We start from the raw sequence: 13539 nt of genomic DNA, 5'->3' as shown, positions 1-13539 counted from the left end.
ATGAACAAAGTTAAACCAACATCAAGCGGAATATAATTTATTGTAAAGGGGGCGGTTATGGTTTGTGTCCAAATTGTGGGGGGCTTCTATTTCAAGCCGCTCTTCCATGTGCAATTTAGTTCAGGATTAGTTAAACTAAATCTACAAGTTTGCCAATGAATAAGAAGCTGGTGAGAAGATGGAAGATATTCAAGTCCTTATAGCCGATGATGAAAAAGAAATTCGGGAGCTGTTGAAAACGTATTTAGAAAGAGAAATGTACAAGGTCGATATGGCGGTAAATGGAGAGGAAGCCCTTCGTCTATTTGATAACAATAAATATAACTTAATTATATTGGATCTGATGATGCCCAAGATCGATGGCATAGAGGTATGCAGAACACTTCGCAATAAAACCAATGTTCCGATCCTTATGCTCACGGCTAAGGACCAAGAGATTGATAAGATCTTAGGGCTGGGCATCGGGGCGGATGATTATATTACGAAGCCTTTTAGCGTTAATGAATTGGTTGCCAGAATCAAGGCTCATCTGAGGCGGTTTTTAATATTAGGCAGCGAGGGCAGTATAGGCAGTGTTCATGAGGACACGTTAATCCGGTACAAAGGCTTAACGATCGATTCGAAAAAGTATACTGCGACCAGAGCTGGAGAAGAGATTTTATTAACGGCAAAAGAATTTGAACTGCTAAAGTTTTTTGCTTCCCATCCGGAACAAGTATTTACGAAGACCCAAATATTTCGCCAGGTGTGGGACAGCGAATACTTGGAAGATGACAATACCGTGATGGTGCATATCCGCAAGCTCAGAAAAAAAATCGAAGAAGACCCATCCGATCCGAAGTTGATTCAGACCGTGTGGGGAATCGGTTATAAGTTTGTAGGTGAGAAAGATGAAGCATGACAAGAGCATCTCTCTCCTCATTGCGCAATTAGTAATCATGATAGCTCTTGTCATCATGGATTTCATGAATCAGCCCCATGGAATATTTCGTGGGGTTTTATTTACTGCGCTTTTTGTAATAACGGCAATCCTATTATCCATGAGATTCCAATTCATGACGAAAGTAAAGGGCGCGGTTACAGCATTGAAACGTGCCATTGCTGGAAATGTGAACACCAGACTATTGGCGAATGACGAGCCTTTATTTAATGAGGTTATTTTCTCTATCAATGAGTTGATCGAGCAGTTAGACAAAGTCCAAGTCCAGACGATCAAATCCGAGGCGGCAAGAAAGAGTCTGTTGTCTAATATTTCCCATGATATTCGGACACCCCTCACATCGATTATCGGATATGTGGATGCCCTCAAGGATGATATCGCTGCTTCGAGAGAAGAAAGACAAGAATATGTTGACATCATCTCCAAGAAGGCTAGCGCCTTAAAGGATTTGATTGATGAAATATTCCATTTGGCGAAGCTGGATGCAGATGAAGTTCCATTGCAGCCGGAAGTGCTTGATTTTGCGGAGATTACGCGGGAAGCAGTGATTGAATTTTTGCCTGAGTTGACTAAAGTCAATATGGAGCTTAACGCATCCATCCTCGAAGAGAAATGCTTGGTCACGGCAGAGCGGCTAAGCTTGCTGCGAATAATAAACAATATCATAAAAAATGCGGTGCAGTATGGACAAGATGGGCAAGTATTGGGCATTGAGCTGACAGAACACACGACAGTGTATCAACTGAGCATATGGGACAAGGGGGCAGGAATTCCGGAAGACGAATTGACCAAGGTATTCGAACGAATGTATCGTACCGAGCGCTCAAGGAATCCTTTGCACGGCGGAAGCGGTCTGGGTCTTGCCATCGCAAAAGCGCTTGTCGAGAAAAACGGAGGGAGAATATGGGCGGAAAGCAATCCGGGAGTGAAAACGTCGTTTAGCTTCACTATCCCTAAACAATTGTAAGAGAATATCCCAATGTTTCCTTATGAACGGGTCATGTTAAGAATTAATTAAGAACTGGTTAAGAGGCATTTAAAATCGCCTGCTTATCATGTAGTTATGAGCCGATGTAAAAGTCATGAAAAAGCAGGAGGTGCAGCATGAGCGCAATTATAAAAACGACCCATTTAACGAAAGCATATGGTACGCAGAAGGCCGTGGACAACCTTCACATGACCGTGGAGCAGGGGCAGATTTACGGCTTTCTTGGACAGAATGGCGCAGGCAAAACGACGACTATTCGCATGTTGCTAGGCTTAATCAAACCGACCCAAGGGCAGATCGAAATATTCGGAGAAAATTTGCTAACCAAGCAAAAAGAGATTTTAAGGAGAGTGGGTTCCATTGTCGAGTTTTCAGGTTTTTATGAAAACCTGACGGCCCGGGAAAATCTGCTCATTAATGCCAAGCTCATGGGCGTCCATAAAAAAAATGCAATCGAAGAAGCTCTAGAAATCGTTGGGCTGCAGAATGAACCTGCTAAGTTAGTCGGCAAATATTCCTTGGGGATGAAGCAGAGACTGGGAATCGCCCGCGCTATTCTTCATCACCCGGAGCTGTTAATACTAGATGAGCCTACTAATGGCTTGGATCCGATCGGCATCAAGGAAATACGCAAACTCATCACAACTCTTGCCGAAGAAAGAAAGATAACGATTCTCATTTCGAGCCATATTTTATCCGAAGTCGAGCAGCTGGCCGATCAGATCGGGATTATTCATCAAGGGAAGCTGCTTGAAGAAATCTCTTTTGCGGAGCTGCGGACAAGGAACCGTAAATTTCTTGAGTTTCAAGTATCCAACGATAACAAAGCAGCAATGCTTCTGGAGCAGCGTTTCGATATTTTTGACTATGAGGTTCATGACGATGGGAAAATCCGCGTGTACTCGCACATTGGCCAGCAAGGCAAGATTAACAAAATGCTCGTGGAGCATGACATCGAAGTATCAAGGATTGCGCTAAGTGAGGACAGATTGGAAGATTACTTCATCAAATTAATAGGAGGCGGGACGATTGGTTAATTTGGTGTATACAGAACTTCTCAAGCTTAAGCGAGCCAAGATGTTCATGGTCAGTCTTATTGGAGCGGCAGCGGCCCCGTTGATGGTCTTTATCGGATATTTAGATTACAAAGCGAAAAAGCCCGATATGCCTGTTCTATTTAGCGAGGCATTTTCCCAGACCAATTTGTATGTGCTTCTTCTAATTGGAACCCTGCTATATGGAGTCATTACGGCTTATCTGTTTAACCGTGAGTATGTGGAAGACACACTGAAAAATCTGTTAACCATCCCTGTGTCAAAAATTAGCTTCATTGCAAGCAAGCTGGTGTTGCTATTCATTTGGATACTGGTATTAACTTTGGTGGCTTGGGGACTGACTTTCATTTTGGGATGGATAGGACAGTATGAAGGCTTGAGTGCTGGCGTATTGTTACAATCACTGAAACAATTTCTCATCGGAGGCAGCCTGCTGTTTCTCTTGTCGACCCCAACTATATTTGTCACCTTTCTGTTCAAAAATTATGTTCCAACCATTATCTTTACGGCTGTTATTACGATGGGCAACGTGGCGCTTGCCAATCGGGAATATAAGGCTTTATATCCGTGGTCAGCCGTACATCTTATCGCGGACAACGGCTTTGTTCCCGAATATCCCCCGTTGTATTCGTATGCGGCGATTATTGCTACCGCTATCATTGGACTTATAGCAACCATTGTTTACTTTAAAAAGGCGGATATCCATTGAAGTTGATATCAGGGTAGTTCAATCATGAATTAGAAATGCGGGAGGAATTTTATAAGTGTCTTTTTCTCAGTATCATATAGATGTCTTTCGAGCAATTAATGATTTAGGCAAGCAGTATGCTTCCCTTAACCCGGTGGCCGTCTTTGTGGCGGAATATATGCTGTATTTTTTAGTCTTGGGTATGTTTGTATATTGGTTCACCCGCACGGGTAAAAACAGAATGATGGTCATACAAGCTGGGCTTGCCTTTGTTCTTGCTGAAATTCTCGGGAAAATGGCTGGTCAACTATACACCCATCATCAGCCATTTGCGGAGCTGCCGCACGTCAACAAGCTGATTGAACATGCTATCGATAATTCATTTCCGAGTGACCATACGATTTTGTTCTTTTCAATCTGTGTGTCATTCTGGCTCGTTCGCAAAAAGGAAGGGTGGCTGTGGCTTGGGCTTGCATGCTGTGTAGCCGTCTCCCGGATTTGGGTAGGGGTCCATTATCCTGTAGATGTCGCTGCAGGAGCTATGTTAGGCATCGTTTCGGCCTTGTTCATATACTGGTCGGCGCCTAAGATCGCATTCATCAAGCGATTGCTTGCTCTGTATGAAAAGGCGGAACAGCGCGTCCTGCCTGTGAACAACAAGTCCGATAGCTTTTGATAAGTTCATTTGGGTCTTGGAAAGAAGTGAACAGGCACAAAAATAGTGGAGGCGATCGCCCAATCTTCGGCGGTACCCTCCACTATTTTTGTTTGACACTAATTGGGGATGATATGTTCGTAAAGTGACTTTGAATGTCTGCTCACGTCTGCTAATTCGTACACCGCTTTGGGCCGCTCTGGACAGAGGAATCAGCATATAATCACATTATTGGGGGAACATATTTTCAATCCATATAAATATGATTGAGGAGAGAAAGGCCCCAATGGACAATAATAGGAATAAAACAGAAACACCCTCGATGAATAACAACAATTTGCCTATTGAGAATGACAACCACACGATCGAGAAATACTTGCATCATTCGTTCAAGCATACTCAAGACCTCACCGTTCAACGAATAGAGGAAAACGGCGCGTCTGTCCTAATTGCTTATCTAGATACAATCGCCGATCATAATAAATTGCAACGGATCGTATTTCAGACCTTTTTAAAAATGCCGCTGAATGAAATAAACACCGGAAACCAAACATGTGTAAATTATAAGGTATTGCGGGAAATGGCTGAGGCGAAGGAAGAGCTCCTTAAGGGCTCTTGTGTCATTAGCATAGAAGGAACGAAACAATTGTACGCTATTAACATTGCCAATGATGTTATGCGTTCAATAGCGGAACCTGAAAATGAAAAAGTGGTGCAAGGCTCTCATGAAGGCTTCGTTGAGACTCTCAGGCAAAATGTATATTTAATCCGTAAAACGCTTAAAAGCGACGATCTCATTATTCAATATGACAAAGTCGGAGACGAGGTTCAAACTGAAATAGCTTTGGTGTATTTAGAAAAGCATTCAAATAAACGGGTGATTAATGAAATCAAGAGAAGAATCAAATCCAAACCAATAGACTGCGTTGTGAATGTTGGACAGCTGGAAGGACTAATTGAAGACTCCGCACGTTCCCCTTTTCCGCAGATGTTAAATACAGAAAGGGTAGATCGAACGATAGCTCACCTCAATGAGGGGAAGATCATCATCTTTTTAGAAGGCTGCGCTACTTGCCTTATTGCGCCCGTTCATTTCTCAGCTTTCTTGCAATCGGCTGATGACTACAGCAGTCGATGGAACACCAGGCTCTTCATCAGTTCATTGCGATTCATGGGCATTTTTGTAGCTGTATTTTTACCTGCCTTTTATATAGCTGTCATTGCATTTCATTTTGATGTATTGCCTGATGAACTTGTTATGCCCATTAAAAATTCTATAAATGAAATTCCGTTCCCGCCGTTAATTGAGGCCTTTATTATGGAGTTAACTATTGAACTAATTCGCGAAGCAGGTCTGAGATTGCCGCCGCGAATTGGACCGACTGTCAGTATTGTAGGCGGTTTAGTTATCGGAGATGCTATTGTAAGAGCTGGGTTAATCTCGACAACGATGATCATCGTTGTTGCGATTACAGCCATAGCTGCGTTTAGTATACCAACTCATGAAATGAGCGAAGCTGTTCGATTATTGCGTTTTCCGTTTATGCTTCTGGCTGCGTGTCTTGGGCTTGTTGGAATGTCATTTGGTGTAATTGTGGTATTAGGTCATTTATGTAAGCTGGAGTCTTTCGGCTCCCCTTATTTTACGCCATTTACTTTAAAGGATTTTAAAGACAAGATTATAGGGAAATATATAAAGAAGCTAATAAAAACGAATACGTAACGGTAATTTACATCGTGGTAGACTACAAATAAAGGATGAAGCAAATTGTTCGCAAGTAAAGATAATATTACTATCCAGCAAATGGTATACATTGTTATACAAGCACAAATTGGAGTTGGAATATTGTCGCTCCCTTATAATGTTGCTAAATATGCTGACCATGACAGTTGGATATCCACATTAATAGCAGGTGTTCTCATGATCGGTGTTATTTTAATCATGTGGATGCTCTGTAATCAATATCCGTGCTTAGTCATGTACGATATCTTTAAAAAGACCTCAGGTGAATTTTTGGGGAAAACCCTTATTGTTTGCTATGCAGTATACTTCATGCTTCAAGGGAGTTATATCCTTGCGAGATACGGTCATATCGTTGGAAGCTGGGTACTAGAACGTACTCCACATTGGATAATCATTTCGTTAATGGTAGCAGTCAGCGCGTATCTTGTAAAAGATACGTTGCAGAGTCTCGCGCGCTTCTATGTTCTGGTAACACCGCTATTGATTATTTTACTTTTTCTAAGCACATATTCCCTGAAGGATGCGAACTTCTTATATATCCTGCCCATAGGCAGTGCAGGCGCCTTGAATATTTTCAAAGGCTCTAAGGAAGCAATATTCTCGATGCTCGGGTTTGATTTTATTTTTTTTATATTTCCGTTTGTCAATGGAAGCAGCAAGCAAAAATTAAAAGCTGTAATTATGGCTCATATATTTGTCACTTTATTTTATACCTATTTAGTTTTTATAAGCCTTGTGTATTTCATGAGCCCGGTAGACATCAATCTTACACCAGAACCGTTTATTTATATGATTAAGGCTTACTCATTCCACGTCATTGAACGTATGGATTTGTTTTTCATTTCAATTTGGATTATTTCAGTCGCTACCTCTTTTATGTATCTTTTACTCCTATCTTCAAAAGGATTGGCTAACCTTTTCAGGTTAGAGCATACTCGCTTTTTACCCCTTATTTGCGTCATTACTCTCATTGTTTCCATTTGGTTTATGCATATAGACAAGCTTAATGTTATTAATAAATATCTCACCGCATGTCATTATGTGTTTCAATTGTTCATTCCTGCTTTGTTGTTGGCCGTTTCATTTATCACAAAAAGAAGGGCAAGTGTAAGGCATGAAGCGAAATAAGTGTTTAATAATCATGTTAAGTTTCAGTCTGATAAGCACTGGGTGCTGGGATCAACATTTAATGAAGAATGTAACACTTATTCAGGCCCTGACGTATGACCTCACTAATAAGCAGCTTCTTTGCGTGGGTGCAGCAGCTCCCGTAATTGGAAATTTACATTCAAAGAATTCTTCTTCGAAAAGTGACATATTGGTTACTACTGCAAGAACACCCGGAGAAGCGAAAATAATTCTGAATCACATGGCTTCCGGTGTATTGGATACCGCAAAGAATAAATTATTATTGCTTGGAGAAGCCTTTGCTGCCCAAGATATATACCCCTTTCTCGATCTGCATTACCGCAACCCCCGCAATTCATTAAATGCAAGAGTGGCAGTAGTGAAGGATAAGGCATTGCCGCTTATTCAATTAAAAAATGACAGGGAAGAACATATAAGCAGATATTTATTGGATCTAATCCAGAGTGCAGAAGAAAGCTTGATTATTCCCGAGGAGAACATTCAATCCATTGCATCTGTTTTGCTTGATCCTGGAGAGGATATTACGTTGCCTTTTATCGTGGTAGAGGAAAACAAACATAAAGCGTTCGTAAAAGGAATTGCATTATTTAATGATCGGAAGTATACCGGTTACCACCTGAATCATAATCAATCGACTCTCTACTTGTTGTTGAAAAAAGGAAGTCCGCAGCAAAACAGTTTCATCATAACTTTGGATAATGTAACTAAAAACTATCCGGAACGATTTGTTTCATTTACGGTTAAACATATAAAAAGAAAAATTAAGCTGCATAAATCCACACATAACCAAATTTACGTTTCCATTGATATGAATCTTAAACTGCAAATTACAGAGTATCCCAAAGGTGATGTCGAGAATGATAGTTCCATATTAAAGGAAAAATTGAGTGCTGCTCTGACAACGTTAACGGAGGAAGTCCTCAGTCATTTAAAAGAAAGCAACTGCGACGCGTTAGGAATTGGGCGTAAATTAATGGCTTTTCAGCCTGAGGTATGGAGCCAATTAAACAAGGAGGATTACTTTAAAAAGGTTCATTTCAAGACATCCATCACTATCGATGGAATAAAATCTGGAATTGTTAAGTGACAAGATGTCTACACCGTCTTTCCGTCCTCCCCCCTTGTTGATTAAAAACAAAGCCGATAATCCTTAGCGTAGGAAAAATCGGCTTTTTCTTCCCATAAATTGTGTTAACACGGGATTTGGTGAACCAACTGGATTTCCGATTGCTAAATATCAGCGGATTGGTTTTTCTAAGAGACGATTCTCAATTACAATTTCTCCTGATATTACTTTCATTTCAAATTCGTAAATACACGATGCTAATTTACTTATAATCTCTCCGGTTTTATCCTCAGAAAATAAATACATGGGGTATAGTAAAAAAGCTATTTTCATTCTATCCTCTGGATTCACTTTAAATTCTGGCACAATACTAATTAATGGAATTTCTCGTCCTTTATTAGTTTCGTTCCAACAATATTGAATGAACGTTTTGGCAATTTCACTCGGATCAAAATCGGAATAATGTAATCGAATTCGGTTAAATGAAATCGTAAAAACAATTTCCCAGCCGAGTGAAGCAGTATTAATAACAGACACACCACTTAGATTTTCTATTTCTTTTTTAAACAATAAACTTAATGTATGTAGTCGGACTAAATATTCTTGATAGCCTGTTTTCCCTAAACGATTCATTGCTACCCAGGCAGCAGCGATGCCGGTAGCTGGCCGAGAATTTTCAACGGTATATCGATAGGCACGAAAATTACCAAATTCATAGTCATTTTCTCCGTAAGTATATGTACCTTCATTCAAGCGATTAAAACATTCATCTGTTTTTGAAATAAAAAAACTTGTTGAATACGGACATAAACCATTTTTATGCATATCTACACCGAACGAGTCAAAACGAGAAACACCTTCCATTTTTTGTGCTGCTCGCTTAATTTTGAAACGGATTTCAGGATTTTCAACTCGTTGTTCCCATTCTTTTTCACTTAAGCCCATAAAATTAAACCACAGCCAACCGATAACACTATCTAGATGAAAATATGGGAAATACGTTTGGTTCGTTTCTTTAAAAACCTGCTCTACACATTGATAAACTTCATTTGTATCATCACAAGCAAAGTTAATTGTGGTTCCACCGCAACAAACAATGGCTGCAATACGCTTACCTTTAGCTAATTGCTCGTAAATAACCTGTTTTAATTTATCTATGTCCATTCGCCAATCTTCTTTTGTTCCAATACGAATACATTGATTCGCTCCTAATCCGAGTATTGAACATACATGTTCAACACAATAGTGTGCTCCCTCATTTGTTAAAACAACGAGATCCTTTGGAATGCCTTCACGTCTTGACTCAGGTGCGATTTTTGAAATTGCTGATTTTATGGCATACAAAAGTGTTAATTTTCCACCATTACAAGAAATTCCATACGATTGATCCCAGCCTACTAAACGACCAATGGCCCTGGTTATGCGTTGTTCGAATAATATGGTTTTTCCACCAAAAGCATCCATTAGACTATTTGAATTGTATAATTGCGTCATTGTTGTTGCAGCCACTGTATCCAGTAATGGTGATGGTACCATATTAAAGAGCGAATATGGTGATTGTGGTCGAATACTTCCTTCAAACATTTCAGAAAGACTTGTAAAGACCTCCTCTGTATTTATTCCTGTTTCAGGCATATAACTCTTTTCCAACTCTTTTTTATAAAGAAATGTATCTGAAGGGAATTTAGGGTTAAGATGATTATTGGCTTTAAGCTGTTTTTGAAGGAGGGCTGTCTTGTTTAATAACGTTTCTAAATTATCTTCTTGGGGATGTAAAAATTCTTTTTCTACAATTGTGTTTTTTTTCATGTCTAATCCTCCGTTATTACTACTCTGCTTCCATATTTGCGTCTAAAGGGTAGCGTACATCTTTTTTTATATTGGGTTTGCATAAAGTTGATGTTAGGCTCAGCATTGGACACGAAGAACCGAGAGTGCGACAATAATATAGGAATCGCCGTCAAGCGGAATGCCTGTCCGGCTCAACAGATCCAGGTCGTGCTGCGTGAAGGAAGCGGTTACAATTTGGGGGTTGGGCGACGGCTCGGATTTCTCGGATGATGGCGCAACTGCCGACTCCGCAAATATAGGAGTCGAGAACAAGGAAATTGCCAGTGTCATGGAGCAGATTGTGGAGAACATAATCATTTTCATATTCGTTTTCATGCCAATGATACACTCCTTTGCATTCATATTCATTGTCATGGAGTATACGCCTGCTGCATGGGGATGTGTGTTCTCTCCCTGTAATGGCGCTTACCGGGATGAGAGGGGGGGATTGCTCTGTGAGAAATGATGAACAGCAGCGAATGCGGGAGCCGCATAGTTCCCCGGATAGGACCTCCCTTCCTCGCCTAGCTTACTGTTATAATGCTCTTGCTGTGTATCATATTGTACTGAACAGTGATGGTATTTACAATAAGTAACTCAACTTTCGTAGCATGAAATCGACAGATATGCCTTGATGTAACTGGGCAGATGGACGCGGCTTTATTGTCGTGGCAGATGAAGTGCGCAAGCCAAGAACAGCTCGCTTCCATGGAAGAAATAACAAACCCTGCACTAGGAGAAATGAGAGGGAAAATCGTTATTCTTCGTAATGTTGCCGGTTCGAATATCGGGATCGATTATGCTCGTCAATTTGATATACAAGATTCGTATCTGGATTTTCCTAGAACCGATTGTTTCATCGGGATATGAACAATTGCATTTGAAGGAACTAACGTTTTGACAACGGATTATATAGCCAATCACAATTTGGAGTATACCGGTATAGTTGCTGCTGATTTCCTGGGAAAAGGAGTGATTGAAAATATGATTAGTGCTAATAAGAAATGATTTAAATAAGCAAATTGCCTCCCTATGCTTTAGCTTGAGCAATAACTTGACCCATATAAAACAATCTATGTATAACTTTTGATTGACAAAAAGAATAAATATACTTATATTTGTTCAGGGTTATCATTCTATCAGTTTAAGGGAGGATGATTTTTTTGAAGTTTAAAATGAAAGCGTATTCATTGTTGGCAGCAGGTGCGTTGGGGATGCTGTTCTCGGCACCCGCCTTTGCCGATCCGCTCCATCCGGTGCAGCACAATGAGTGGATGCAGCAGAAACATATTATTACGGGCTATGAGCAAGGGGACTTGCGGCTGAATCGCCCGGTATCATTGGGGGAAACCGTCGCGCTGATTGCCAGAGGCACCGGAGAGACCATTCCGCAGCAGAATGGATACTGGGCACAGGGTTATCTGGACTGGGCTTCCGGCAAAGGAGCGATTACGGCGCAAGAGGGCGCTAATGACAGAGAGGCTCCTTCCGCCAAGCGTATTTCCGAAATTGCCCGGTCACTAGGCGTCGAACTCGAGCTGCCTGACGGCCCCCATGTGACTCGCGAGCAATTGGTTGAGGCGCTGGGAGTTGCCCTGACGGAGCATATTACGATTGCCCATACGAATGATGTGCATGGGCACATTCAGGAAGACCAGCGTGGCCAAGAATTCGGATACGCCAAAATCGCTACGCTCGTCAAAGAATGGGAGCAGGAAAACAATAACTTCCTTTTGATGGACGCGGGAGACACGTTTCAGGGAACGATCTATACGAATCAGTTCAAAGGGGAGTCGATTCTTCCGATTTTGAATTCTCTTGGATATGCCGCAATGGCAGCCGGGAACCACGAATTCGATTACGGCTATGAGCAACTGTTGAAGCTGCGCGATCAGTTGAAGTATCCGATGATTAGCGCCAACGTCTTCAAGGCGGATGGCTCCAATCTGTTGGTGCCGACGTTCACGACTGAAGTTGGCGGTGAGACCTTTGCGTTTATTGGCTTTGTCACGGAAGAGACGCCGATCGTTACGCATCCAAACAACGTGAAGGGTCTGACGTTCAAAGATCCGGTAGACATTGCCAAGCAATTGGTGCCGGAGATGAAGAAGGAAGCCGATCATGTTATCGTCGTATCGCATATCGGGGTTGAAAAAGACCGGGAGATTGCGAAAAACGTAGCGGGAATCGACCTCATTATCGGCGGACATTCCCATACTCCGCTTCGCACGCCAGAAGTCGTCAACGGCACTTATATTGTACAGGACTGGGAGTACGGCAAGTCGCTGGGACGCGTTGATCTTTACTATTATAATAAGGAGCTTGTCGGCTTCAGCGGCGGGCTGGTCGAGTACGACGAGAAGGTAAAGGCTGATGCGGAGATCGAGAAGCTCGTGCAAGAGGTCGTGACCAAGGTAGAGGAATCGATGAAGGACGTAATCGGCAAAACAGAAGTCAATCTAGACGGCGAGCGGACGCAGGTCCGCGCGATGGAGACCAATCTGGGCAACTTCGTTGCGGATGCGCTCATCGCCAAGACGAAGACGATCGCGGGATATGAAGCCGATGTGGCGCTAGTCAATGGCGGGGGAATCCGGGCCAGCAAGGTGGCGGGAGAAATTACGAAGAAGGATCTCTATTCCATTCTGCCATTTCCGAATACATTGACGATCGTGGAAGCGACCGGTGCGGATGTGAAGGCTGCGCTGGAAGTATCCGTCAAAGGGGCGGAGAAAGCCGATGATTTGCCAGGCTCTTTCCTGCAAGTGGGCGGATTGTCCTTCGTCTACGATGTGAAGAAGCCGGTTGGCGAGCGCGTGATGGAAGTAAAGATTGGCGGACAGCCGCTTGATCTGGCGAAAACATACAAGATTGCAACGAACGACTTCATTACGTCAGGAGGAGACGGCTACTCCATGCTGAAGAAGGATCGTGTGCTGGATACCGGCTATACCTTCTATGAATTGGTAGAGGAATACTTGATTAACAACAAGGTTATTCACCCGGCAGTAGAGAAGCGCATTGTCGAAGTAAAATAGTCCGGCGAACGGACGAAGAGCCTATATTGATGATAGAATCATAAGATAAATGTGTGGCAGCGAGCGCTCCCTGAACTGTGCAGGGGGCGCTCGTTTTTGCTTATCCCGGGTTTTTAACATGATTGAAACAGAATATAACAATCCTTATGCAATGAGGAAATAAATGCCGTGCTACCATAACATTAACCCGAATGAAAGGAGGATTATGAGGCGAAATCATCAGCACAATCAATCGGAGGGATACACGCTTCGGTCTAATCCAGATAGTGTTACACCCGTAATCGATCTATCTATTGATGCGAAAACTGAAAACATACACTATGATTCAACGCTCCCTCTATGAAGAATCACTTTTCTCTTAAATGCTCGCGTTTTCTTAGAATTTG

The 13539-nt window shown here is 42.0% G+C and carries 11 protein-coding genes; 9 read left to right on the top strand and 2 right to left on the bottom strand.

Features of this window, described 5'->3' with window-relative positions:
* The first annotated feature begins 178 nt into the window (after positions 1–178).
* From LQV63_RS28285 to LQV63_RS28250, 8 genes are all read left to right on the top strand, one after another.
* A complete protein-coding gene (locus tag LQV63_RS28285; protein ID WP_019419929.1) occupies positions 179–901 on the top strand; it encodes a response regulator transcription factor in 723 nt (240 codons plus the stop codon).
* Complete coding sequence (locus tag LQV63_RS28280) at positions 891–1907, top strand: sensor histidine kinase (protein WP_233699211.1); 1017 nt, start codon at positions 891–893, stop codon at positions 1905–1907. Before LQV63_RS28285 ends, LQV63_RS28280 begins: the two co-directional genes overlap by 11 nt.
* Positions 1908–2044: 137 nt before the next feature.
* Positions 2045–2965, top strand: coding sequence for an ABC transporter ATP-binding protein (locus LQV63_RS28275; RefSeq protein WP_233699210.1), 921 nt, complete (start codon positions 2045–2047; stop codon positions 2963–2965).
* A complete protein-coding gene (locus LQV63_RS28270; protein WP_267934241.1) occupies positions 2958–3692 on the top strand; it encodes an ABC transporter permease in 735 nt (244 codons plus the stop codon). The genes LQV63_RS28275 and LQV63_RS28270 overlap by 8 nt, the downstream gene beginning before the upstream one ends.
* A gap of 55 nt (positions 3693–3747) precedes the next feature.
* A complete protein-coding gene (locus LQV63_RS28265; RefSeq protein ID WP_233699209.1) occupies positions 3748–4347 on the top strand; it encodes an undecaprenyl-diphosphatase in 600 nt (199 codons plus the stop codon).
* Between the two features lie 265 nt (positions 4348–4612).
* Complete coding sequence (locus LQV63_RS28260; RefSeq protein ID WP_233699208.1) at positions 4613–6049, top strand: spore germination protein; 1437 nt, start codon at positions 4613–4615, stop codon at positions 6047–6049.
* A 45-nt stretch (positions 6050–6094) separates the two neighbouring features.
* Positions 6095–7198, top strand: a complete 1104-nt coding sequence (locus tag LQV63_RS28255) for a GerAB/ArcD/ProY family transporter (RefSeq protein WP_233699207.1) — start codon at positions 6095–6097, stop codon at positions 7196–7198.
* The gene (locus LQV63_RS28250; RefSeq protein ID WP_325175932.1) at positions 7185–8306 is read left to right on the top strand and encodes a Ger(x)C family spore germination protein; all 1122 of its coding nucleotides are present in this window, start codon (positions 7185–7187) and stop codon (positions 8304–8306) included. The genes LQV63_RS28255 and LQV63_RS28250 overlap by 14 nt, the downstream gene beginning before the upstream one ends.
* Before the next feature lie 150 nt (positions 8307–8456).
* Here LQV63_RS28250 and LQV63_RS28245 read toward each other — a convergent pair whose 3' ends face one another.
* Positions 8457–10094: a pyridoxal phosphate-dependent decarboxylase family protein gene (locus LQV63_RS28245; protein WP_233699205.1), complete on the bottom strand. Its 1638-nt coding sequence runs from the start codon at positions 10092–10094 to the stop codon at positions 8457–8459.
* 99 nt (positions 10095–10193) lie between these two features.
* Positions 10194–10451 carry a hypothetical protein gene (locus LQV63_RS28240; RefSeq protein WP_233699204.1) on the bottom strand — a complete coding sequence of 86 codons (258 nt, stop codon included), beginning with the start codon at positions 10449–10451 and terminating at the stop codon, positions 10194–10196.
* 839 nt (positions 10452–11290) lie between these two features.
* Here LQV63_RS28240 and LQV63_RS28235 point away from each other — a divergent pair.
* Positions 11291–13153 (top strand): bifunctional metallophosphatase/5'-nucleotidase, encoded by a 1863-nt coding sequence (locus LQV63_RS28235; RefSeq protein ID WP_233699232.1) that lies wholly within the window; start codon positions 11291–11293, stop codon positions 13151–13153.
* The last annotated feature ends 386 nt before the right edge of the window (positions 13154–13539 follow it).

The sequence above is a fragment of the Paenibacillus profundus genome (genome assembly GCF_021369635.1).
In the GTDB taxonomy this organism is placed as follows: Bacteria; Bacillota; Bacilli; order Paenibacillales; family Paenibacillaceae; genus Paenibacillus_B; species Paenibacillus_B profundus.
Note: the sequence above shows the minus strand (reverse complement) of the source record. Positions and strands in the feature narration are given on the sequence as shown.

Coding starts and splice junctions, on each gene's coding strand:
- LQV63_RS28285 (WP_019419929.1), top strand. CDS start 179: ATGGAAGATATTCAAGTCCTTATAGCCGATGATGAAAAAGAAATTCGG.
- LQV63_RS28280 (WP_233699211.1), top strand. CDS start 891: ATGAAGCATGACAAGAGCATCTCTCTCCTCATTGCGCAATTAGTAATC.
- LQV63_RS28275 (WP_233699210.1), top strand. CDS start 2,045: ATGAGCGCAATTATAAAAACGACCCATTTAACGAAAGCATATGGTACG.
- LQV63_RS28260 (WP_233699208.1), top strand. CDS start 4,613: ATGGACAATAATAGGAATAAAACAGAAACACCCTCGATGAATAACAAC.
- LQV63_RS28250 (WP_325175932.1), top strand. CDS start 7,185: ATGAAGCGAAATAAGTGTTTAATAATCATGTTAAGTTTCAGTCTGATA.
- LQV63_RS28245 (WP_233699205.1), bottom strand. CDS start 10,094: ATGAAAAAAAACACAATTGTAGAAAAAGAATTTTTACATCCCCAAGAA.
- LQV63_RS28240 (WP_233699204.1), bottom strand. CDS start 10,451: ATGAAAACGAATATGAAAATGATTATGTTCTCCACAATCTGCTCCATG.
- LQV63_RS28235 (WP_233699232.1), top strand. CDS start 11,291: ATGAAAGCGTATTCATTGTTGGCAGCAGGTGCGTTGGGGATGCTGTTC.